Genomic DNA, 22894 nt, shown 5'->3' on the forward strand with positions numbered 1-22894 from the left:
TTTCAGGCAGGAGAAGCGAAAGGGTCGGGCAGATGGGGGATGATCTTGTCCAGGGTCAGCGGAAAGCTGCGGACCCGGACGCCGCAGGCATTATAGACCGCGTTGGCCACTGCACCTGCCGCTCCGCAGATCCCCAGTTCGCCCACACCCTTGGCCTGAAGCGGGCTTGCCGCGGCATCGCGTTCCTCGAGCAGGATCACCTCGAGCGCAGGCACGTCGGCGTGGACCGGTACGTGATACTCGGCGAGGTCGTGGTTGACGAGGTGACCGTCGCGTACATCGAAGGCAAGCTCCTCGGTCAGCGCGCTGCCGATCCCCCACACCATCCCGCCAAGGCATTGCGACCGGGCCGTCTTGGCGTTGAGCACACGGCCGAAACCGAAGGCCCCGGTCATGCGCCGGACGCGGACTTCGCCGGTAAAGGCGTGTACGCCGACTTCGGCAAAGAACGCGCCATAACTGGCCTGCGAGTAATCCTTGAAGGTCTTGCCGGGCTTGATCGATCCGACTTCGACGATATCCTTGCCGCCGGTCAGTTCGCCTAGCGATTGGCGGGCATCACCGTGACGTGCGGAGCCGTCCTGCAGCTCAAGCTCTTCGGCCTTGCAACCCATCGCCTTGGCAAGCTTGTCGCGAATGGCCTCGCAGGCGCGCATCACGGCCGATCCTGTCGAGATCGCCCCAAAGCTTCCGCCAGATCCTGCTCCGGGCGGCAATTCGCTGTCACCCAGAACGACATCGACCTTGTCCATCGGCAGCCCGAGCATCTCCCCGGCGATCTGGCCCAGGATCGCATAGGAGCCGGTGCCGATGTCGGTCTGGTCCGTCTCGACCAGAGCAGTCCCGTCCGCCTTCAATGTCACGCGTGCCTTGGCAGGGATCATGACGTTGACGCGCGCGGCGCTTGCCACGCCCATGCCGATCCACCAGTCGCCGTTGCGGGTCTGGCACGGCTCGGTCTTGCACTTGTCCCAGCCAAAGCTCTCGGCGCCCTGCTCGAGCGCTTCGACCAGCTTCCGCGACGAGTAGGGCGTGCCTTCGACCGGCACTTTCACAGGAAGGTTGCGCTTGCGCAGTTCGATCGGGTCCATCCCGATCTTCTGCGCCAGTTCGTCCATCGCCGCTTCGAGCACCTGCATTCCGACAGCCTCGCCCGGTGCACGCACCGATCCGGCGGTCATCCGGCTGATGCGCGCAACTTCAACTTTCAGCAGGCGGTTTTCGCCGCCGTAAAGGAACTCGGTCGCCTGGGTCACTGGTTCGGCGAAATCTTCGTCCGGCAGGTTGGAGACGCGCGCTTCGTGGCCAAGGCCAACCAGCTTGCCAGCCGCATCGGCAGCAAGGCGCACGCGCTGCCGGGTTTCGGAGCGGCGCATCACGGTCTGGAAAACCTGCTGGCGGGTCATTACCACCCGGACGGGCCGATCAAGCTGCTTCGAAGCGATCGCTGCCGCGACGGCTTCGTGGGTTATGCCGAGCTTCGAGCCGAACCCACCTCCGACATAAGGCGCGAGGATGCGCACATGCTTGGGCGAGATCGACAGGCAATCGGCCATTTCCTTCACGTTGAAGGCAAGCATCTGATAGCTGCCCCGCAAGGTCAGCCTGTCGCCGTCCCATTCGGCGATGGTGGCATGAGGCTCCATCGCGGCGCTGGCATGGCCCGGTGTGTCGTACTCCACATCGATCGCGTAATCCGCCTCGCGCATGGCCTTGTCGAGATCGCCGCCTTTGACCGGCTTGCTGTCCGAAGGCTCCTCGATCTTGGCGTCGGGGCTTTGCGGATCGAGTGGTACAGGCTCCGCTGCGGCGTCGTATTCGATTTCCAGAGCTTGCGCAGCCTCGCGCGCCTGTTCGAAGGTCTCCGCCACGACGAGCGCGACGGGCTGGCCGAAATAGTCGACTGTGTGCACATCCTGCGCAGGAGCCTCGCCAGCGGTGCCTTGCGTCGAGCGGCGGATCATCGCCTCGTCCGAGAGCACCGCAACGACGCCCGGCATGGCCAGGACCTTGTCCGCATGGATGGCCTTGACGGTTCCTTGCGCGATATCCGCCAGGACGAGAAAACCTTCAGCGCAATCTGACCGCTTCCATTCGGCGGAATAGGTCGCCGTGCCACTCACCTTTAGTGGGCCTTCCGGGCGATCGAGCGGCTTGCCGATCACGCCTTGCTTCATGGTGTCAAGCAGGTTGCGCTCGTCGGGGGTGTTATAAAGGTCGGCCAGAGGCAGTGCCATGGTTCAGGCCTTTCCGGTCTGTGTTGCTTCGTGGAGCGTGGCGGCCAGGGCGCGCGCTGCCAGCGGAATCTTGAAATCGTTCTCGCCAAAGCCCTGGGCATCCTTGAGGAGGACTTCGGCCGCCTGCGCAAACAGGGCAGGCGTGGGCTTCTCACCGATCAGCACGTTTTCCACGGCGCGGTCCCGCCACGGAACGGTGCCGAGGCTGCCGAAGGCCAGTGCACAGCGGGCGATCCTGCCCTCTTCCATGGCAAGGTCGACGGCAACCGAGACCAGAGCGAAGGCGTAGGAAGCGCGATCGCGTACCTTGCGATAGACTTGCACGCCTCCGGTGGGAGCGGGCAGGCGCACGGCCGTAATCAGTTCTCCGGCTTCAAGTACATTGTCGCGCGACGGCTCGTCACCCGGCATGCGATGGAACATGGCAAGCGGAATGCGGCGCGGCCCATAGGGGCCTTCGGTCATCACCACAGCATCGAGCGCAAGCATCGCAACGGCCATGTCACCGGGGTATGTGGCGATGCACTGGTCGCTTGTTCCCAGTACCGCATGAATGCGATTGAACCCTTCGCGCGCCGCGCAGCCGGAGCCCGGCTCACGCTTGTTGCAGGCCTGGGTGCTATCGTAGAAATAGCCGCAGCGTGTCCGCTGGCAAAGGTTGCCACCGGTCGTTGCACGGTTGCGCAATTGCGGGCTGGCACCGGCGAGAATGGCCTTGGCCAGAAGCGGCCACCCTTCGCGCACGCGGCGATGGGCAGCACAATCGGCATTCGAAACAAGAGCGCCGATCATCAGGCCGTCGCCATCGGCGCTGATTTCATCCAGCCCGGTTCGCCGGATCGATACAAGCTTTTCAGGAGTAGCCAGCTCCAGCTTCATGAGATCGACGAGATTGGTGCCGCCGGCAATTGCCGTGGCTCCTGCGTCGAGCGCGGCGAGAGCCGCATCGGGCGAATCTGCATGATCGAGAACGAAAGGCTTCATGCCCCGGCCCTCCCCGGCTGCGCCTGGGTCGCCATCACCTCCTCGATCGCGGCGATGATGTTCGAGTAAGCACCGCAACGGCACAAATTGCCGCTCATGCGCTCGCGCAACTCGTCAGTGGAGAATTCCGGCCGGGCGGCGACATCTTCGCTCACGGCGCTGGCCCAGCCTTCGGCGAACTCCTGCATCATCGCCTTTGCCGAACAGATCTGGCCCGGTGTGCAATACCCGCACTGAAAACCGTCGTGCGCAACGAAGGCCTTCTGAAGGGGGGCAAGCGCGTCGGCTGTGCCTATCGATTCGATGGTTTCGATCGTATCGCCTTCGTGCAGGTGCGCGAGCGACAGGCAGGAATTGATCCGCCTGCCATCGACGATCACCGTACAGGCACCGCATTGGCCATGATCGCAACCCTTCTTGGTCCCGGTGAGACCGAGGTCTTCACGCAGCCAGTCGAGCAGGGTGCGGCGGGCGTCAGCCGGCAGCGGGCGGTCCGCGCCGTTGACGCGGGCAGTCAGGGTCGTTGCAGCCATTGCGAGAAGGCGCCTTGTTGTCTTGGGTTAAGATTCCCGACAGGAACGCCCAACTCCGCGCATTGATCCAGCACGGCGCCTTTTAGATTTGCGTATTGCCCAGAACGCAGATGGCCCCCCTCCTGCGAAAGGAGAGGGGCCATCGAAGATTGCCGGATCAGGTCAGATCAGAACGCGATCGTTCCCGAAACCACGACAGCCGCGCCCGAGATGGGCGAGCCATCCTTGGTCGAGGAGAAGTTGGGCAGCAGGTAGGCCGATTCAGCCTTGCTGATGTCGGTATCGATATAGCTGACGCCCAGGACGACCGGGCCGATCGCGTAGTCGGCGCCGATGTTCCAATCGAGGTACTTGCCCGTGGGAGCGACGCTGGTGCCATTGGGGCCGAGGCCCGGGTTGCCGTCCGAGTAGCCGACGTGCGCGTGCAGGGTCAGGCCGGTGTCGGGGATGCCGGTGGACATGTCGGTCCAGATGTAGAGGTTGTCATCCTTTGCGCCGGGATTGTTGGGAACGCCGGTGGCATAGGCCGCGCCCGAATTGTACCACTTGCCGAGCGCTTCCTGCTTGGGCGCATAGGCGACGCCGGCAAGGAGGCTGACGGGGCCGGCAGTGCCCGAAACCTTCACGTAAGGCTCTGCAAAGTCTGTCTTGTCGGCGCCGCCCGGATACATGTACCAGGTCAGGCCAACGTCGAGCGTGACGCCGTTGAAGTCCTTCTTGTAACCGCCGATAAGATCGAGCTCGGTGTTTGAGCCGCCAAATGTGCCCCAGCCCGACAGGTTGGATGCCCAGGTGCCGACATAGAGTCCGCTTTCATGCGCGATCGTGGCGCCAGCCTGCACGGCCATGGCGCGGTCCGACTGCGAGACGCCGCGGAAGCGATAGTCGGACACGAGCGCAGCGCTGCCCGACACGGTGATGGGCTTGGTTTCTTCCTGAGCGAAAGCGGGGGTCGCCAGCAGAGCAAAGGCGACAGGTGCCACGGCTGCGGCAAGACGGATCTTCATACGGAACGCTCCCTGAAAAGGTTTATCGCGTTCCACCTGCGTCTGCCGAGCGATCGCTTCTCAAGCGGAGGACCGTCACTGCAGAGTTCAAAGAATTACACGCCGCTTTGCTGCACTGCAAGAAAAATATAATCGGGGACCCGATTGCGACCGAATGGCCAACAAAAGTGGACCCAACCTTCCGGTCGGGCCCACTTTCCGGGGAGCGCGCATGGGAGGGGGTACACTTGCGCCAACCGGGTCTGAACCGTGCACGGCCGGAGCCTCGCACGGAAAAGGATCAGGCCAGGGCCAGCGACCGCATGATCGGTTCCGGTCCCGTCAGGCGCACTTCCTCGCCACGCAGCTTGCGACGCGAAACCCATTCGGTCAGCATCTCGGCCGTGGTGTGATCGATGGCGTGCACGCGATCGAGATCCACGTGGACCGGCTTGCTCGGCGGGACCTGTTCCAGGGCATTGGTCAGGCGTGCCAGACCAATGAAGGTGGCAGCGCCTTCAAGTTCGAGCTTCACCGTCTCGCCCACCGCCTTCTCGCCGACGCGGAAGCGCAGGTTGCGAACGTGAGGCAGAAGTTCAAGAGCAGACAGCGCAAGGCCGGTCAGCACGCCGGTCAGGAGATCGGTCGTCACCACAAGCACGAAGGTCGCCGTCCAAATCAGCGCCGGCATGTAGCCGTGAACCTTGAAGAGGTGACGCACATGCTTGAGGCTGACGAGCTTCCAACCGGTCACGACCAGGACGCCACCCAGAGCCGCCATCGGCACTTCCCGCAGGATGAACGGCAGAAGCGCGACAAAGCCCAGGATCCAGGCACCATGCATGACGGCAGACCAGCGGGTCATCGCGCCGGCCTGGACGTTGGCCGAACTGCGCACGATCACGCCGGTCATCGGCAGGGCATTGACCACGCCGCACAGCAGGTTGCCCACGCCCTGCGCGCGAAGCTCCTTGTTGTAATCGGTGCGGACGCCATCGTGCATCCGGTCGACCGCGGCGGCCGAAAGCAGCGTCTCGGCGCTGGCGATGAAGGCGATGGCGATGGCCGAGACGATCAGCGAGCCATTGGCCAGCGGGCGGAGGAAATTGCCATCGGGCAGGGCAAAGGCAGCGCCGATCGAATCCGGCACGCTGATGCGCGCGACTTCGAGGTCCAGCCCCCAGGCAACGCCGGTTGCGGCAAGCACGCCAAGGAGCGCGCCGGGCAGCAGGCCAAGGCTCTTGGGCTTGGCCTTTTCCCAGACGAGCATCGTGGCGATCGTGAGGAGACCGAGCATCAACGCAAGTTCGGTGGAACGCAGATCGAAGGGCGTCAGACCAAGCACGCGCGCGGGCATCATCGCCAGGTTGTCGATACCGTTCGATTGCGGCTTGGCGTCGAACAGGATGTGGAACTGTCCGATCACGATCAGGGCGCCGATCCCAGCCAGCATGCCGTGGACCACCGCTGGTGAGATCGCCCGGAACACGCCGCCAAGCCGGGCGACCCCGGCCACGAACTGCAAGGCACCGGCAAGCACCAGCACCGGGCCGAGCGCGGACAGGCCGTTGTCCCTGACGAACTCAAACACGATGACCGCAAGCCCGGCAGCCGGGCCGCTGACCTGGAGCGGCGAGCCGGCCAGCAGGCCGACCACGAGCCCGCCGATGATGCCGGTCACCAGGCCCTTTTCAGGCGGCACGCCGGAAGCGATGGCGATGCCCATGCACAGGGGCATCGCCACAAGGAACACCACGATCGATGCGGTGAAGTCTCGCATCAGGAAGCGGAACGGCCCGCTGCCCTCCGCCTGGGCCGTCCCGCTTGTCATTCTGCTGCCTCGGCGGTGTAAGCGTCGAGAACCTGTCGCGACCGCGCAGGTAGGGCGACAGGCAAGGGCTTGTCCTCGCGCAGGGGCACGAATTCGCCGCTCTCGCCGTCAAGGCCAAGCACGACCCCGGCGCTGATGTCGACGAACCAGCCGTGCAGGGCCATTTCGCCACGGGCAATCGCGGTTGCCACCGAGGGGTGCGTGCGCAGGTGGTCGATCTGCACGATCACGTTCTGCAGGCTCACGGCCCGCACGCGGTCGTTCATGTCGAGATCCGGCGAAATGCTGGAGACAACGCTCTTGGCCGCAGCGCCGTGAAGCAGCCATGCGGCAACGTTGGGCATGCCTTCCGGCAGGTCCGGCGCCGAAAGCGCCTTCATCGCACCGCAGTCGGAATGGCCGCAGACGATGATGTCGCGCACGCCCAGTGCCATGACCGCATATTCGACGGTCGAGGTCACTCCGCCGTTCATCGTCGCGAAGGGCGGAACCATGTTGCCGGCGTTGCGGCACACGAACAGCTCGCCGGGCTGAGCCTGCATGATCTGCTCTGGCACGATGCGCGAATCTGCGCAGGAGATCATCAGCGCCTTGGGGCTCTGCCCTTCACTGACAAGCTTGCCGAACAGTTCACGGCTGTCGGGGAAAACGGTCTTCTCGAAGCTGAAGACGCGGCCGATGAGTTCGTTCATGGCACGGAACCTTTCGCAATAGTCGCCCGCGAGGGATCTCGGGCCAAGCTTTACGAAAGTATGTTTCGCGTCTTTCCGCTTGCTAGCGCGAATGTAACGAAGTGTTTCAATGGCTTCGTTTCATCGCGATCGCGAAACGCAAGGTGGCGACAAGGCCTCCGGTCGGCTTGTTGCGCAAGTGCATGGTGCCATTGTCAAGCTGAACGGCGCGGCGGACGATCGCCAGGCCCAGGCCCATGCCGGGCGTATCGCGCGAGCGAGCGACATTGAGCCGGACGAAAGGCTGCAGAGCCTCGTCCAGCCGGTCGTCGGGGATGCCCGGGCCGTCATCCTCGATCACCAGTTCGGCATCGGTTCCTTCGCGCCGTACAGTCACGCGGACATTGCCGGCATAGTGCAGCGCATTTTCGATGAGATTGGACAAGGCCCTACGCAACGAGACAGGGCGCGCCATGATCTCGAGGCTTTCCAGCCCGAAGAACGTGGCGTCGCTGCCATTGTCTGCCGCCGTATCGACAAGCGTCTGGGCCATCACGGCCACGTCGATCCGCTCGGCCGGAAGACGCGAGCCGCCGGATTCGACGAACGCCTGCAACGATTCGAGCATGTGCCCCATCTCCTGCAGGTCGCCGCCCATGTCCTTGCGCGTCTGCTCGTCCAGATCGCAATTCTCCAGCCGCAACTGCATTCGCGCCAGCGGGGTGCGCAAATCGTGCCCGATGGCCAGCATCGACTGGGTACGATTGGTCATGGATTCGTGGATGCGCTGCTGCATCTCGTTGAAGGCATGGATAAGTTCGCGCACTTCGTCGGTGCCCTGTTCGGCAAGCGGCTGGGGAGGCCCTGCCCCTACGGTTCGGCTGGCCTGCACCAGAGTGCGCAGCGGCACCAGCGTTGCGCGGAAAAGCACCCAGGCCAGAAGGACCAGAACCAGAGTCGGCAGCATGAGCGTTGCTACGCGGCCGGCGTTGAGCGTCCAGGCATCGCTCGCGTAAGTCTGGAAGACAAGCAGGCTGCCATCGTCAAGCACCATGGAGCCGGTGATGTTGCCCTCCCCCCCCATCCCGCGCAGCGACAACTGCAGATCGGCGCTGGCCAGTTCCGGAGCGATCTTGATGACCTGCATGCGCATGGTCGACAAGGCGACAGGCCCGGCAGGGCGCCCGCCCCCCGCCTTTTCCCATTTCATCGAGAAACGCGGAGTGCTGAGCGCCCGCGCGACACGAACCCGCTCGGGCGGCGAGATACGCTCGACCGCGCGACTGGCGATCACCAGATGTTCGGCCACGCGCGAGGCATCATCTTCGCGGACCGCAAAACGGCTGGCGCGATCGAACAGGACGGTGTTCGCAATGAAATCGACCCCTGCGACGAGCAGGAGAATCGCCAATAGCCGCTCGGGCAGGCCAAAGCGGCGCCACTTCATCAGGGACGCTGCACTTCGGCCTTGAACATGTACCCTACGCCCCGGACCGTGACGATCGGCGCGTTGCCCCCGGCGGCGGACAGCTTGCGTCGCAGACGGCTGACGAGGACATCGACGCTGCGGTCTGAACTGTCACCCAGGCGCGTGCGCGAGAGTTCGATCAATCGCTCGCGACCGAGCACGCGCTGCGGCTGGCCGATGAAGGTGGCGAGAAGATCGAATTCCGCTCCTGTCAGGTCGACCATGGCACCGCTTGGCGAGTGGAGTTCGCGCCGCGCCATCGACACGGTCCAGCCATCGAAATGGATATCGCCGCTGCGCGATCCGGCATCGCCTGCCGTGTCGGTGACCTGGTTGGTTCCCCGCCGCAGCACCGCACCGATGCGGGCGACCAGCTCACGCGTGCTGAACGGCTTGGGCAGATAATCGTCGGCGCCGAGCTCAAGGCCGAGCACGCGATCCTCCTCGGACCCACGTGCAGAAACGAAGATGATCGGCACGTCGCTTTGCCGGCGAAGGCGGCGGAACAGTTCGATGCCGCTTGTGCCCGGCAACATGATGTCGAGCACGACGAGGTCGGCAGGCTCGCTTTCGAGCGCGACCCACATTTCGGCACCAGTTGCGGCAGTGCGCACGTTGTAACCGTTTTCGCGCAAGGCCCGTGCCGTAAGCGTACGCAGCGGGCCGTCGTCTTCTACCAGTACGATCGATGGAGCTTGCATGGGGTTCCGGGCGGTTGCGGCAGCGAACCCCCACGATAGCAGCGGAGCGCTCGGTGCCAAGGTTGACAAGACACTTATCTGGGGCTTGCCAACGGGCGCGTCCGTGCGGCGTCGGCGATCCGCAACTGGCAACGCCCCCGAAGCTCGCCGTAAGTCCTAGCTGAAACTAAGGTTTTGCGGACTGCGGGCCGGGATGCGACAAAATATTGCTGAAACGCATTTTGTGATCAAACTGGTCCAAATTGCCTCAGGTCAAGCTTCTCGGCGTCCCCCAGCCAGAAGACATGCCTGGTATGATCGGCAAGATCGTTGCCGCTGTTGCCGTGACAGAATACGGTAAAACGCCCGCGCCTGTGCAGCAGCCAGTCAAGTGCCTTGCCCAGCATCGCCGTCGGAACCGTGATCTGGCACGATCCGCGAGGATGCGGGCCGACGGGGTTGGGATGAATACGTCCGATCGCCAGCCCGAGATCATCGCGAATGGCCTGGCAAAGGTGGCCGGCTTCCTCGGCCTCGTTGGCGTCGAAATAGAGATGTGCGTGGTAATCCGTGAAATCCTGCATGCGTCGCCCGATCCTCCAATTGCTGGTGTCCAGCCTAGCGGGAAACGCGCCGTCCGGCAAAAACGGCGTCAACTGCTGCAGTCGCATGCGATAATGGCATTGCCTTCGTGCAGGGGGCGGGCGCATACCTCTCTTCGACTAATGTCCAAGCGCGAGAATTGCCCCGAAAAGGTAATGCTGGCGCATAAAGCGGACCGATTGATCCGTTCCAGAAGTGAGGAGAGCCGAAATGGCCGAAGCCGTCTATCCCGTCCCCGCCGAGTGGGCCGAGAATGCCCTTGTGGACGAGACACGCTATTTCGAGATGTACCGGCAGTCGGTTGAGGATCCAGAGGCGTTCTGGGCCGAACACGGCAAGCGGCTCGACTGGATCAGGCCCTTCACCAAGGTCAAGAACACCTCCTACGACGAGGCCGACTTCGGCATCCGCTGGTTCGAGGACGGCACGCTCAACCTGGCGGCAAACTGCCTCGATCGCCATCTGGCCGAACGTGGTCACCAGATCGCAATCCTGTGGGAGCCCGACAGCCCGGCGACACCGCACCGCGAGATCACCTATCGCGAACTGCACGAGCAGGTTTGCCGCTTTGCCAATCTGCTCAAGGCGCAAGGGGTCAAGCGCGGCGAGCGCGTGACGATCTACCTGCCGATGGTGCCCGAGGCCGCCGTCGCCATGCTCGCCTGCGCCCGCATCGGCGCGATCCACTCGATCGTCTTTGCAGGCTTCAGCCCGGATGCGCTTGCCGGGCGCATCGTCGATTGCGACAGCCGCATCGTCCTCACTTCGGACGAGGGCCTGCGCGGCGGCAAGAAGGTCCCGCTCAAGGCCAACGTCGACGAGGCCCTGAAACAGTGTCCCGGTGTCGAAAGCGTCATCGTCCTGCGCCATACCGGCGCGGATGTGCCGATGGTGCCTGGCCGCGACGTGGATTGGGCCATGGGGGTCGCCGCACAGAGCGACGATTGCGTGCCCGAGGAAATGAATGCGGAAGACCCGCTGTTCATCCTCTACACCTCAGGCTCTACCGGCAAGCCCAAGGGAGTGCTGCATACCACCGGCGGCTATTCGGTCTGGGCCTCGATGACCCACCAGTATGTGTTCGATTACCGGCCTGGCCAGATCTACTGGTGCGCGGCCGACATCGGCTGGGTGACCGGACACTCGTATGTCGTTTACGGACCGCTCGCCAACGGCGCGACCACCGTCATGTTCGAAGGCGTGCCCAACTTCCCCGATCCCAGCCGCTTCTGGCAGGTGGTCGACAAGTTCAAGGTCGAGATCTTCTACGGCGCCCCCACTGCCCTGCGCGCCCTGATGCGCGAAGGCGACGATTGGGTGAAGAAGACCAGCCGCGCCTCGCTGCGCCTGCTTGGCTCGGTGGGCGAACCGATCAATCCCGAAGCGTGGGAATGGTATCACAAGGTCGTGGGCGACAGCCGCTGCCCCATCGTCGATACCTGGTGGCAGACGGAGACCGGTGGCGCGATGATCACGCCGCTTCCTGGCGCAACCCCGCTGAAGCCCGGCTCGGCCAGCCGTCCGTTCTTTGGCGTGAAGCCTGCGCTCGTCGACAATGAGGGCAACTTCCTTGAAGGAGCGACAGATGGTTGCCTCGTCATTACCGACTCGTGGCCCGGCCAGATGCGCACGGTCTGGGGCGATCATGAGCGCTTCTTCCAGACCTACTTCAGCACCTTCAAGGGCCTTTACTTCACCGGCGACGGCTGCCGCCGCGATGACGACGGCTATTACTGGATCACCGGCCGCATCGACGACGTCATCAACGTCTCGGGCCACCGCATGGGCACGGCCGAGATCGAGAGCGCTTTGGTGGCTCACCCCAAAGTTGCCGAAGCAGCAGTCGTCGGCATGCCGCACGATATCAAGGGCCAGGGCATCTACGCCTTTGTCACCTGCAATGCCGAGGTCGAGCCCGACGAGGCCCTGCGTCGCGAGCTGATCCAATGGGTCCGCCACGAAATCGGCCCGATCGCCACGCCCGACGTGATCCAGTTCGCTCCCGGCCTGCCCAAGACGCGTTCGGGCAAGATCATGCGCCGCATCCTGCGAAAGATCGGCGAGAACGACATGTCGAACCTTGGCGACACCTCGACGCTCGCCGACCCCAGCGTGGTCGACAACCTCGTCGCCAACCGCCCACAGCTCGAGCGGGCTTGAAAACGGCTGGGTGGGGACATGCGCGCCATGTCCTCACCCTGCACCAACGGGCAGGTGCGTAGCTAACGCGATCTTAACCTCTCACTCGGTTGCCACCCGCAAGGCAAGCTTACCGTACGGTCACCAGCGCAGGAGTATTGGCACCTTATCGAGCCCTGCATCCGGCAGCGTTCGCACCTGTCGACAAGGTGGAGTTGCCCGATGTTGCGCTGGTTCGAGAAGGTTGCGCCGATCCGCACCAAATTCCAGGTCCTGTTCTGGATGCAGACGGCGATGGCCATTGCCGCTTCGCTGCCAGTCGTGCTCGTCGTCGAAGATGTCGTCACCTCGCATGCCGTGTCAGCCCTCATCGTGGCGATCAGTTTCGCCTCGGTGGCGATGATCAAGTTCGCCGGCGTCAAGATCTGCGACCCTTACGTCGCGACAGTCCTGCGCATGGAAGCGCTCGCGGCAGGTGACCTCGAATCGCCCGTGGAGCACACCGAATTCGAGGACTGCGTGGGCCGGCTGACCCGTGCCATGGCCACTTTCCGCCAGCAGGCAAGCGAACTGCAGCAAGCCACCATCGAGCAGGAAGCGGTCGTGAGCGCGATGGGCGAGAGCCTGCAAAAGCTGGCCCGGAACGATCTGACCGTGCGACTGACGCAAGACTTTCGACCTGAGTACCAGGCTCTTCGCGAGAACTTCAATCTCGCCGCCGCCGCGCTTGAACGCGCCATGCAGAGCGTCTCGTCGGCCGCGGGGGACATTCTTGGCGGATCAGCAGAGATACGCTCGGCCTCGAACGATCTCTCCGTCCGCACGGAACAGCAGGCAGCAGCACTCGAGGAAAGTTCGGCGAGCCTGACCGAAGTCGCCACAACGGTGCATCGCAATTCGGCAGCGGCGCAGGCTGCCGCATCTGCCGTGCAGGACGTTCAGGCCGAAGCCCGCCAGGGGAGCGATGTCGTCGCCAGGGCCGTGATCGCGATGACGGCAATCCAGAGTTCCTCCGACCAGATCGCCCAGATTATCTCGGTCATCGATGGCATCGCCTTCCAGACCAACCTGCTGGCGCTCAATGCCGGTGTCGAGGCTGCGCGGGCAGGTGAAAGCGGCAAGGGCTTTGCGGTTGTCGCTACCGAAGTGCGTGCCCTCGCCCAGCGTTCCGCAGACGCCGCCACGCAAATTCGCGGCCTGATCGAAGCCAGCACGATGCAGGTCAAGGATGGTGTCAATCTGGTGGACGCGACCGGCGGCGCGCTCAAGACCATCGTGCAGAGCATCAACCGGATTGCCGGCTCCGTTCAGGAGATCGCGGACACGGCATCATCGCAGTCCGACGCGCTTGAGCATGTGCGCGCCGCTGTCAGCGAAATGGACCGGGCAACGCAGCAGAATGCCGCGATGGTCGAGGAAAGTACCGCCGCAGCACGACAGCTTGCCGAACAGTCGACCGAGCTCTCAAGGCTCGTTGATGAATTCAACATCACGAACAAGGTCGTGCCGATCCGGGACCGCATCTCCGCGCCGGTAGCCGCACTCACAAGCCTTCATGCACCGCCCGCCACCGCCGCGCCGCGCAAGCTCCCCTCAATCCCGCGCCCCTCTGCCGCACTTGCCCTCAAGGAAGAAGATTGGGACGAGTTCTGAAGCCGGGCAGGATCTTCCGGATTTCCGCCTGCTGGATCGCGGTTGCCGAACGCGCTGTTTTGGCACCGATGGCGACGATCGTATTCGTGCCTTGAATCCCAGCGCCATCGTTAGATGCCTTCCCTAACCTGCCTGACGCTCGACTGTTCGCGCGAGAGGCCGGTTAGGGGAGACAGATGGCAGCATAAGTGATGTTTGAATGCAGTTCGAAGCAACCGCCGCCTTTTGCACGACGGTCGCATCCCTTGCTCAGAACGGGATGTCGTCGTCCAGATCGTCGCCGAAGCCGCCGCCGCCCTGATTCCAGCCGCCGCCCGAGCTTCCACCCGATGCGCCCCCGCGCGAGGAGCCGCCACCAAAGCCGCCCGAGCCGCCCGAAGAGCCGCCATCGTTCCAGCCGCCGCCCGACGAGCGGCCACCGCCGCCACCCATGCCGCCGGTGGTGCCGCCAGCGCCGCCCGAGCCATCAAGCATGGTCAGCACGCCGCCCATCCCGCCAACCGAGATTTCGGTGGTGTAGCGGTCATTGCCGGACTGGTCCTGCCACTTGCGGGTGCGCAGCTGGCCTTCGATGTAAACCTTCGAACCCTTGCGCAGGAAACGTTCCACCACGCCGACAAGACCGTCGGAGTTGATCACGACGGAGTGCCACTCGGTGCGCTCCTTCTTCTCGCCGCTGGCGCGGTCCTTCCAGCTTTCCGAGGTCGCGATGCGCAGGTTGGCAATGCGGCCACCGTTCTGGAAGCTCTTGATTTCGGGGTCTGCCCCGAGGTTCCCCACAAGGATCACCTTGTTAACGCTGCCTGCCATCGAATCACGTTCCTTCTGATCTGGCCGATTGCCTAGCGCATGGGGGCTTGGCCGCGCGAGTCATCGCGCAACCGTTTCCACAGACCAACGCGTCGGTTCAGCCCAATCCGGCGGCAGTTGCCGTCCAGAACGTGATGCCCGCTGCCGCATAGGCCAGCACAAAAAGGTAGGCGAGCATGAAGGAGGGCCATTTCCAGCCGTTGGTCTCACGCCGGGCGACGGCGATGGTCGAAAGGCACTGGGGCGCGAACACGAACCATGCAAGGAAGGCGAGCGCCATCGGCAAGGTCCAGCGCGACTTGAGCTGGTCGCCCAGCGCGATGGCAGCCTGGTCCTCGTCGTCGCTTGCGCTCACGGCGTACGTCGTCGCGAGCGAGCTGACCGCAACCTCGCGCGCGGCCATCGCCGGGATGATCGCCAGGCTCATGTCGCGGTTGAAGCCGATGGGCTGGAGAACGACCGAGAGGCCATTGGCCAGCGTGCCCGCAACCGAGGCGTTGACCTGGTCCTGCCCCGGTTCTGCACGCGGGAAGTTCAGCAGGATCCACAGCGCGATCGTGACGGTGAAGATCATCGTACCGGCGCGGCGCAGGAATATCCACGCGCGTTGCCACAGCCCCAGCGCCAGATCCTTGACCGTGGGCAGCTGGTACTTCGGCAATTCCATGATGAAGCCCGACGCGGCGCCCTTTGTCACCGACCGGCGCAGCACCAGCGCCACGACCATCGCGCCGATTATCCCCGCCACGTAAAGGCAGAACAGGACGAGGCCCTGCAGCCCGATGCCGGGACCGACTTTCGTGTTCGGGATGAACGCGGCGATGATGACCGCATAGACCGGCAAGCGCGCCGAGCAGGTCATCATGGGCGCGATCAGGATCGTCGTCAGCCGGTCCTTGGGATCGGTAATGCTCCGCGTCGCCATGATGCCGGGGATAGCGCAGGCGAAGCTCGACAGCAGCGGGATGAAGCTGCGCCCCGACAGGCCGACGCCCGCCATCATGCGGTCCATCAGGAAGGCGGCGCGGGCCATGTAGCCGGTCGCTTCCATCGTCAGGATGAAGAAGAACAGGATGATGATCTGCGGCAGGAACACCAGTACCGAGCCGACGCCCGCAATCACGCCATCGGTCAGCAGATCGCGTAGCAGGCTTGCCGGAAGGGTTGCCTTGGCAAGATCGCCCAGCGCCGAAACGCCACCGTCGATCGCGTCGGCAAAAGGCGTGGCCCAGCTGAACACCGCCTGGAAGACAATGAACAGGAAGGCGAACAGGATCGGCGGCCCCGCCCATGGATGGAGCAGCAGCTTGTCCATGCGCGCGTGGATGCGGTGCCTGGCCGTTTCCGACAGGATCGCCGCGGTCGCCATCTGGTGCGCCAGCATCCGACGTTCGGGCAAGGTCACATGCGGGCGCGCAGCATCCTGCGCCCGCTCGGGCTTGTCGCGCGCCTCGGCAATGGCCGCGGCAAGTTCCGTCAGGCCGCGGCGGCGCACGGCAACGGTCGGAATGACCGGGACGCCCAGCGCCGCTTCGAGCGCCGCGGGATCAAGAGTCAGGCCATCACGCTCGGCCAGATCGACCATGTTGAGCGCCACCACGGTGGGTCGGCCCAGTTCGAGCACTTCCTGCGCAAAGACGAGATGCTGTTCGAGGTTCGAGCTGTCGAGCACCAGCACGATGACATCGGGCCTCGCCTGCCCGACCTGCTCGCCCATGATGACCTTGCGCGTCACTTCCTCGTCGGGGCTCGTGGCTTCAAGACCGTATGAGCCTGGCAGGTCGACCAGTTCGACCGGCTCTCCCGAAGGAAGGGCAAGACGGCCCGCCTTGCGTTCGACGGTGACGCCGGGGTAGTTGGCGATCTTCTGCCGAGCACCGGTCAGCGCGTTGAACAGCGCGCTCTTGCCTGCGTTGGGATTGCCAACCAGCGCGGCGACAGTCGGCATCTTGCTCATGCGGCGGCTTCGGAAACCGGCTCGACCGTCATGGCGAGGGCATGGACACGGCGTATCGCAACGGTCATGCGCCCGATCTCCACCGCCAGCGGATCGCGGCCCGCGAACACGCCGCGGTAGGCAAGCGTAAGCCGCGCGCCTTCGTCAATACCCAGCGCACGCAAGCGCTGGCCTTCCTCGGCGACGAGCACGGTCCAGTCGACCGCAGTGATTCGGGCAGGCGTGCCGATGGGGAGCTGATCGAGCGTCACAGGTTCCCGCTGCCATAGCCCGACAGCATTTGCAAGTCATTCGCAATAGAATTGCGCTGGATCAAAATTCAGGTGGCGGGATAGCGCAGCCGTCCAAGCATCCGCGTCAGCGAAAAGGTTTCCTCGCGCGGCTTCACCAGCTTTGCCTTGGCCTTTTCAAACTGCATTACGTTCTCGATCCGACGATCGAGGAAAGTGCGAGTGTCCTCGTGGCCGTCGCTGGTATCCTGCGCGAAGTAGGCCAGGGTCGCAGCGTAGATCGAGCCGAGCGTCAGGCGCTTGGTGTAATGGTTGTAGTCGGTCGCGGTATCGCCGGCGAGACGCCACATCTGGTCCGCGCTTGACCAGCCGAGGCGTGTGGCCGCCGCCACGTTCTGCGGCATGGCCATGATCGCCAGCGCGCGGCGCAGCGCCTCTTCCTTGCCGACCAGCGCATCCAGGCGGAACTGCACGAGGCGGCGGATCCGCTCGCGGATCGGCAGGTTGCCAATCTGCTCGGCCGGCAGCGCCGCAGCCATGTCGGCATCGATGCGCGCGATCCACGCAGAAATCATCTGCATCGCCCCGCCTTCGAATGCGAAGGCGGCCAGCGCCGGATCGACGCCTCCCATCGCGGCCGCCGAAGCCACCGCCGCAGGCTTCCAGCCATCGAACGCCACGGCATCGGCAATCGCGGGAGCGAGGCGGAGACGCAAGGCATCAAGTGTTTCGTCGGTCATCATCAACTTCCCGTCAGAACGATGGGCCGTAGGTCTTCTTGGGTCCGGCCGCCTTGGCGTCCTTGGCCGCCTTCTCAAGCTCGCCCAGAACCGGATTGCCCTTGTCGAGCGAGGCGTAGTCGCGCGCCGAGCGGCCGGAATTGTCGGGACGATCCGGGTTCGCTCCGGCCTTCACGAGCATGCGCACCAGCGCCAGATCCTTGCGGTGAACCGCGCTGATCAGCGGGGTTTCGCCAGTGTTGTTGGCCTCGTCGATCCGCGCGCCCGATTTGATAAGCTCGTCCACGCCTTCGATGAAGCCCATCTCGGACGCCTGCACCAGCGGGGTAACGCCGCGGTTGTCGCGCGCGTTGACGTTGGCGCCCTTGGCAATCAGGAACTGCACCCAGGTCAGGTCGCGACGCGCCACGACGATGTGCAGCGCAGTCTGCCCGGTGGTATAGTCCTTGGTGTTGACGATCTGGGTGCCAGGCTCGTTCAGGGCCTCGGTAACCTTGTCGCCTTCCTTCTTGCGGACGGATTCAAGGAACTTGTAGCTGTCTGAAAACTGGGCCTGCGCCGGAATTGCCACGGCAGCGGACAGCAGCACGGCCAGAACGGTAAGCGGCGTGCGCATTTTCGACAGCATTGAGAACCTCCTGTTGCGTGCCCCATCAGCCATTTAGCGGCTGTCCGGACTCGCCTCTTGCAAGGACACGGTTAGCAGAGCATGAACCGCCGCGCCATGGCCCACACCTTCAGATCGATCCCCATGAGATCCATCCTCGCCGCGCTTGCCGCAACCTGCACTTTCGCACTCGCCGCGTGTGGCGGGGCTCCATCGGAGAAGCCGCCGCTGGAAGGTGCCGCCATCGGCGGTGACTTCACGCTGACCGGCAAGGACGGCAAGGCTGTGAAATGGAGCGACTTTGCCGGCAAGTATCGCATCGTTTATTTTGGCTACACCTTCTGCCCCGATGTCTGCCCGCTCGACATGCAGAACATCGCGCAAGGCGTGCGCCTGTTCGCCAAGGAACATCCGGACAGCAGTCCGATCGTGCCGATCTTCATCACTATCGATCCGCAGCGCGATACGGCAGAAGTCGTGGGCAAGTATGCCGCCAACTTCGGCCCCAACGTGGTAGGCCTGACCGGCACGCCCGACCAGATCGCCGATGTCGCCAAGAAATGGGCGGTATTCTACCAGAAGCGCGATGGTGCCAAGCCCGACGCCTATCTGATGGACCACAGCCGCGCGTCCTACCTCATGGGCCCCAACGGCGAGGCCATCGCCCTGCTCCCCTCGGAACAGGACGGCAAGGCCGTCGCCTCAGAACTTGCCAAGTGGGTGCGTTGAACCAGGACCGCTTCTGGGAACGGCCGGTCGAGACGCTGAGCCGCGAGCAGTGGGAAGCGCTGTGCGATGGCTGCGGCAAGTGCTGCCTGCACAAGCTGGAAGACGACGACACCGGCGAAGTCTATCACACCAATGTCGCCTGCAAGCTTCTCGATCTCAAGAGCGCGCGCTGCAGCGACTACAAGCATCGCCGCGCCTATGTGCCCGATTGCCTGCGTCTTACGCCGAAGCTGGCGCGCGAATTGCCTTGGCTTCCTGATAGCTGCGCCTATCGCCTGCGTGCCGACGGCAAGCCCCTGCCGGACTGGCACTATCTGATCAGCGGCGATCGCGAGGCGGTGCACCGCGCCGGGCAGTCGGTCGTCGGCAAGGTGGTCAGCGAGACGATTGCCGGGCCGATCGAGGAGCACATCGTGCCTTCGGATCACTTCGATGGCTAGCGGCGTGCTCGACTGGCTGCGCCGCGCCGACCCCCGCGCAAAACAGGCTCCCACGCCCCGTGCGGTGGCCCGGCGCTCCATCACGGTGGGCGGGCGCGACTTGCCGCTGGTCATCCGCAAGCTGGGCCATGCGCGGCGGATGACGCTGCGCCTTGCCCCGGATGGCAGCGAAGCGCGCGTATCGATCCCGGCGTGGGGCCGCGTCGGCGATGCGGAGGCCTTCGCGCGCGACCGCGCCGAATGGCTTGCCAGCCAGCTTGCCCGCCTGCCCGAAGCCCGTGCGATAGAGCCGCAGTCGTCCCTGCCCTACCGCGGCGAGACGCTGCACATCCAGTGGCAGGAGAGGGCACGGCGCAAGCCGGAAGTCTGCGCGGGCGAACTCCGCATCGGCGGCCCGGTCGAAGGCCTGCCCACCCGGTTGCAGCGCTGGCTTGAGGCCGAGGCCCTGCGCCTGTGCGCCGACGATCTTGCCCATTACTGCGCCAGGGCCGGCGAGGCCGTACCGCGCCTGTCGCTTTCGCGCGCGCAGCGGCGCTGGGGAAGTTGCGCTGCCGATGGCTCGATCCGCATGAACTGGCGACTCGTGATGGCGCCGGACTTCGTGCGGCAGTCGGTCGTCGCGCATGAAGTGGCGCACATGAAGCACTTCGATCACAGCCCGGCGTTCCACGCCCACCTCGGCGGCCTGTACGAAGGCGACATCGATGCCGCCAATCGCTGGCTCAAGCGTCATGGTCGCTCGCTTTACGTGCTGTTCGGGTGATGGGTAGCGCTTTGCACCGCCAGTCCTTATCTTGGCCGGCATGAAAGGCTTTTTCAGGAACGTCTCCCCTCGCCGCGCGGTCGTCGACTTGTGGGAAGTGATTGGCGCACCCAGCGAATATCGCCGCGTCGGGCTGATCATGGCCGCGATGGTCACAGGCGGGATCTTCTTCGTGATGACCCAGCAAGGTGGCCGCGGGCTGCCTCGCCCGCCTGAAATCACCTATTTCCCGAGCCTTCTGGAAAGCCGCACCGACGCCGAGATCCTTGCCGAAAACAAGGCGGCCACTGCAAAGGCCAAGGCCGAAGCGGCCGAGGAGGAGGCTAGCCAGGAGCGCGTCCGCCAGATGTACAAGGCCGTGGGGGATGCCACCGGGGTCGAGACCAGGAAGGCCTACGAGGAAGGCAAGGCCGAGCGCGAGGCGCTGAAGCGCAAGATCGACGCGGCGCGCAAGGAAGTGCTCGACAAGCATATGGTCGACAATCCGGTCTATGATGCCGAAATGAAGAAGGCAGCCGGCAAGCAGCAATGAGCCGTGCCGAGGACCTGAGCTGGCTCGACGCTGCAGCCGCCGTTGCGGCGCGCGGGCGGCCATTGAGCAGGCCCAATCCGGCCGTTGGCGCGGTGATCGTCAGGGACGGCATCGTCGTCGGGCGTGGCTGGACGCAGTCCGGTGGCCGCCCCCATGCCGAAGCGGAAGCCCTGGCCATCGCTGGGGCGGCAGCCCATGGCGCCACTCTCTACGTCACGCTGGAACCGTGCGCCCATGCCAGCGCGCGCGGACCGTCATGCACGTCGCTGGTGCTGGATAGCGGTCTGGCCCGCGTGGTGATCGGGGTGGAGGACCCTGATCCGCGCACGGCGGGACGCGGTATCGCCGCCTTGCGCGCAGCGGGCATTGCGGCCGATGTGCTGCCCTGCCCCGCCGCCCAGGCTTCGCTCCAGGGATACCTCGCTCGCGCAAGGTTTGGCCGTCCGCACATCACCCTCAAGCTGGCAACGTCGCTGGACGGGCGGATTGCGCTGTCCGACGGATCCAGCAAGTGGATCACCGGGCCCGAAGCGCGCGCGCACTGCCATGTCGAGCGTTCGCGCGCCGATGCGATCCTGGTCGGCGGCGGGACGCTGCGTGCCGACCAGCCCGGACTCGATGTTCGCCTGCCCGGACTCGAGCATCGCAGTCCGCAGCGGATGGCGCTGACAAGCGGCAAGGTGCCTGAAGGTTGGGTCGCAATTCCCGAGATCGAGGTCTTTGAAGGTCAGGGGAAGGTTTTCGAAGGTCTCGGCCAGGTCCAGCACATGTTCGTGGAAGGTGGAGCCCGCACAGCCGCAGCTTTCCTCAAGGCTGATCTGGTCGACCGACTGCTGATCTACCGCGCTCCTATCATCATCGGCGATGGCCTGCCCTGCATCGCCGATATCGGGTTGGAGTCGCTGGCTCACGCGCATGGCCGGTGGCAGAACGTGGACCGCCGGACGCTTGGCAGCGACGCGCTCGACGTCTACGAGCGGGCGCGCTGAAGGAGATTTGATATGTTCACCGGGATCGTCACCGAAGTCGGCAGCATCCTTGCCATCGAGGACAAGGGCGACCGCCACATCACGATCTCGTGCGCGATGGACCCGGCCAAGATCGCCATCGGTGCCTCGATCGCCTGCTCGGGCGTGTGCCTGACCGTGGTGGACAAGGGCGGCGTCGCCGGAGAAGGCTGGTTCGCGGTGGACGTCTCGGGCGAGACCGTCAGCCGCACAGCGCCCGAACAGTGGACCGTCGGTGCACCGCTCAACCTTGAGCCAGCGTTGAAGCTGGGCGATGAGCTGGGCGGGCATATCGTGACCGGTCACGTCGATGCGGTGGGCGAAGTCGTCGGCATCTGTCCCGATGGCGCCTCGCTGAAGTTCGGCATTTCAGCCCCGCAGGAACTGGCCCCCTACATCGCGGCCAAGGGCTCGATCACCGTCAACGGTGTTTCGCTGACGGTGAACGAGGTTGCCGACCAGCCCGACGGCTCGTGCCATTTCGCGCTGAACATCATCCCGCACACCGCGCAGGTCACCACGATGGGTGCGCTCGAGCCGGGGTCGAAAGTGAACCTCGAGATCGACGTGCTGGCACGCTATCTCAAGCGGATGCAAAGCCTGGCCTCGCAGGGCTGAGCCGCGTTCAGGCGCAGCCGAGCACGATCTTTAGCAACTGCGCCGGCTGGTCGCCCATCACGTTGTGGGTGGCTTCGGCCTCGTGATATTCCCACGCCGGATCGTCCTGCACGGCTTCGGCGAACTTGCCGAAGGGTGATGGGCTCCAGCCATTGGCGAATATGTAGATGCGGCGGGGGATCTTCGCTTCCTCGCCGGTGAAGCGCACGGCCTCGACCAGCGTCAGCAGCGGGTGATCGGACAGGACCGGACTTTCGAGACCGGGGAGCGGAGACACGGCACCGGGCTTGTGCTTCTGGCTGCCGATATAGTGATCATGCTCCCACTGCCCGGTCAGGTCCCACAGTGATTGGCCGTCCTGGGGCAGGAAGGCATCGACATAGACGATGGCGTCAATCCGCGCGCCGAGGCGCGTGGCCACGCCGGTGATGACCATGCCGCCCCACGAATGGCCAACCAGCACGAAGCGGTCGAAGCCGGCAGTGGCGATCTGGGCACAGACATCATCGATGTGCGTGGTCAGCGTGATGCCGGGATGGAATTCAGCCTTGCGCTTGCCCAGCCCGGTCAGCTCCGCAGAAAGAACGCGGTGGCCGGCAGCAACGAGATCGGCCTTAAGCCGGTCCCATGCGAAGCTGCCGCCCCATGCACCGTGTACCAGCACAAAGTCGGTCAT

General features: G+C 64.5%; 23 protein-coding genes. 8 read left to right on the forward strand and 15 right to left on the reverse strand.

Annotated elements, in window-relative coordinates:
- Positions 1 to 2: 2 nt before the first annotated feature.
- The 9 genes from B9A23_RS14625 to B9A23_RS14665 form a co-directional block, all read right to left on the reverse strand.
- Positions 3 to 2237: a xanthine dehydrogenase family protein molybdopterin-binding subunit gene (locus B9A23_RS14625; RefSeq protein ID WP_084279836.1), complete on the reverse strand. Its 2235-nt coding sequence runs from the start codon at positions 2235 to 2237 to the stop codon at positions 3 to 5.
- 3 nt (positions 2238 to 2240) lie between these two features.
- Positions 2241 to 3221: an FAD binding domain-containing protein gene (locus B9A23_RS14630; RefSeq protein WP_084279837.1), complete on the reverse strand. Its 981-nt coding sequence runs from the start codon at positions 3219 to 3221 to the stop codon at positions 2241 to 2243.
- Positions 3218 to 3754: a 2Fe-2S iron-sulfur cluster-binding protein gene (locus B9A23_RS14635; protein WP_084279838.1), complete on the reverse strand. Its 537-nt coding sequence runs from the start codon at positions 3752 to 3754 to the stop codon at positions 3218 to 3220. Before B9A23_RS14635 ends, B9A23_RS14630 begins: the two co-directional genes overlap by 4 nt.
- A gap of 167 nt (positions 3755 to 3921) precedes the next feature.
- Positions 3922 to 4761, reverse strand: a complete 840-nt coding sequence (locus B9A23_RS14640; RefSeq protein WP_084279839.1) for a TorF family putative porin — start codon at positions 4759 to 4761, stop codon at positions 3922 to 3924.
- Positions 4762 to 5041: 280 nt separating this feature from the next.
- Entirely contained in the window at positions 5042 to 6571 is a 1530-nt protein-coding gene (locus B9A23_RS14645) for a SulP family inorganic anion transporter (RefSeq protein ID WP_084279840.1), read from the reverse strand.
- On the reverse strand, positions 6568 to 7263 hold the full coding sequence (locus tag B9A23_RS14650; RefSeq protein WP_084279841.1) for a carbonic anhydrase: 696 nt from the start codon (positions 7261 to 7263) through the stop codon (positions 6568 to 6570). Before B9A23_RS14650 ends, B9A23_RS14645 begins: the two co-directional genes overlap by 4 nt.
- Before the next feature lie 106 nt (positions 7264 to 7369).
- Positions 7370 to 8689 (reverse strand): ATP-binding protein, encoded by a 1320-nt coding sequence (locus B9A23_RS14655; protein ID WP_084279842.1) that lies wholly within the window; start codon positions 8687 to 8689, stop codon positions 7370 to 7372.
- On the reverse strand, positions 8689 to 9411 hold the full coding sequence (locus B9A23_RS14660) for a response regulator transcription factor (RefSeq protein ID WP_084279843.1): 723 nt from the start codon (positions 9409 to 9411) through the stop codon (positions 8689 to 8691). Before B9A23_RS14660 ends, B9A23_RS14655 begins: the two co-directional genes overlap by 1 nt.
- A 227-nt stretch (positions 9412 to 9638) precedes the next feature.
- Positions 9639 to 10061, reverse strand: a complete 423-nt coding sequence (locus B9A23_RS14665; RefSeq protein WP_254895134.1) for a DOPA 4,5-dioxygenase family protein — start codon at positions 10059 to 10061, stop codon at positions 9639 to 9641.
- Positions 10062 to 10203: 142 nt separating this feature from the next.
- Between B9A23_RS14665 and acs the strand changes: the two genes are divergently transcribed.
- Both acs and B9A23_RS14675 read left to right on the forward strand, forming a co-directional pair.
- On the forward strand, positions 10204 to 12153 hold the full coding sequence (gene acs, locus B9A23_RS14670; protein WP_084279845.1) for an acetate--CoA ligase: 1950 nt from the start codon (positions 10204 to 10206) through the stop codon (positions 12151 to 12153).
- A 201-nt stretch (positions 12154 to 12354) separates the two neighbouring features.
- Complete coding sequence (locus tag B9A23_RS14675) at positions 12355 to 13785, forward strand: methyl-accepting chemotaxis protein (RefSeq protein ID WP_084279846.1); 1431 nt, start codon at positions 12355 to 12357, stop codon at positions 13783 to 13785.
- 249 nt (positions 13786 to 14034) lie between these two features.
- Here B9A23_RS14675 and ssb read toward each other — a convergent pair whose 3' ends face one another.
- The 5 genes from ssb to B9A23_RS14700 all read right to left on the reverse strand — a co-directional run bounded on the left by ssb (position 14035) and on the right by B9A23_RS14700 (position 18150).
- Positions 14035 to 14595 (reverse strand): single-stranded DNA-binding protein, encoded by a 561-nt coding sequence (gene ssb, locus B9A23_RS14680; protein ID WP_084279847.1) that lies wholly within the window; start codon positions 14593 to 14595, stop codon positions 14035 to 14037.
- 97 nt (positions 14596 to 14692) lie between these two features.
- Positions 14693 to 16552: a ferrous iron transporter B gene (locus B9A23_RS14685; RefSeq protein ID WP_084279848.1), complete on the reverse strand. Its 1860-nt coding sequence runs from the start codon at positions 16550 to 16552 to the stop codon at positions 14693 to 14695.
- Positions 16549 to 16803 (reverse strand): FeoA family protein, encoded by a 255-nt coding sequence (locus B9A23_RS14690; RefSeq protein WP_084279849.1) that lies wholly within the window; start codon positions 16801 to 16803, stop codon positions 16549 to 16551. Before B9A23_RS14690 ends, B9A23_RS14685 begins: the two co-directional genes overlap by 4 nt.
- 68 nt (positions 16804 to 16871) lie before the next feature.
- The gene (locus tag B9A23_RS14695; protein WP_176218009.1) at positions 16872 to 17525 is read right to left on the reverse strand and encodes a COQ9 family protein; all 654 of its coding nucleotides are present in this window, start codon (positions 17523 to 17525) and stop codon (positions 16872 to 16874) included.
- 10 nt (positions 17526 to 17535) lie between these two features.
- Positions 17536 to 18150: an ankyrin repeat domain-containing protein gene (locus tag B9A23_RS14700; RefSeq protein WP_084279979.1), complete on the reverse strand. Its 615-nt coding sequence runs from the start codon at positions 18148 to 18150 to the stop codon at positions 17536 to 17538.
- An 81-nt stretch (positions 18151 to 18231) separates the two neighbouring features.
- Here B9A23_RS14700 and B9A23_RS23330 point away from each other — a divergent pair, with 81 nt between their 5' ends.
- The 6 genes from B9A23_RS23330 to B9A23_RS14730 are packed head-to-tail and all read left to right on the forward strand — an operon-like array spanning position 18232 to position 22218.
- Positions 18232 to 18858: an SCO family protein gene (locus B9A23_RS23330; RefSeq protein ID WP_084279851.1), complete on the forward strand. Its 627-nt coding sequence runs from the start codon at positions 18232 to 18234 to the stop codon at positions 18856 to 18858.
- Positions 18855 to 19298, forward strand: a complete 444-nt coding sequence (locus B9A23_RS14710) for a YcgN family cysteine cluster protein (RefSeq protein ID WP_254895135.1) — start codon at positions 18855 to 18857, stop codon at positions 19296 to 19298. The genes B9A23_RS23330 and B9A23_RS14710 overlap by 4 nt, the downstream gene beginning before the upstream one ends.
- Positions 19291 to 20061: a M48 family metallopeptidase gene (locus tag B9A23_RS14715; protein ID WP_084279853.1), complete on the forward strand. Its 771-nt coding sequence runs from the start codon at positions 19291 to 19293 to the stop codon at positions 20059 to 20061. Before B9A23_RS14710 ends, B9A23_RS14715 begins: the two co-directional genes overlap by 8 nt.
- A 40-nt stretch (positions 20062 to 20101) precedes the next feature.
- Positions 20102 to 20593 (forward strand): hypothetical protein, encoded by a 492-nt coding sequence (locus B9A23_RS14720; RefSeq protein WP_084279854.1) that lies wholly within the window; start codon positions 20102 to 20104, stop codon positions 20591 to 20593.
- Positions 20590 to 21582 carry a bifunctional diaminohydroxyphosphoribosylaminopyrimidine deaminase/5-amino-6-(5-phosphoribosylamino)uracil reductase RibD gene (gene ribD, locus B9A23_RS14725; RefSeq protein WP_084279855.1) on the forward strand — a complete coding sequence of 331 codons (993 nt, stop codon included), beginning with the start codon at positions 20590 to 20592 and terminating at the stop codon, positions 21580 to 21582. The genes B9A23_RS14720 and ribD overlap by 4 nt, the downstream gene beginning before the upstream one ends.
- Positions 21583 to 21594: 12 nt before the next feature.
- Positions 21595 to 22218, forward strand: coding sequence for a riboflavin synthase (locus B9A23_RS14730; protein WP_084279856.1), 624 nt, complete (start codon positions 21595 to 21597; stop codon positions 22216 to 22218).
- Between the two features lie 7 nt (positions 22219 to 22225).
- On the opposite strand, the gene B9A23_RS14735 is transcribed toward B9A23_RS14730, so the two are convergent.
- On the reverse strand, positions 22226 to 22894 hold the full coding sequence (locus B9A23_RS14735; protein ID WP_084279857.1) for an alpha/beta fold hydrolase: 669 nt from the start codon (positions 22892 to 22894) through the stop codon (positions 22226 to 22228).

Source organism: Novosphingobium sp. B1 (assembly GCF_900176395.1).
Taxonomy (GTDB): domain Bacteria; phylum Pseudomonadota; class Alphaproteobacteria; order Sphingomonadales; family Sphingomonadaceae; genus Novosphingobium.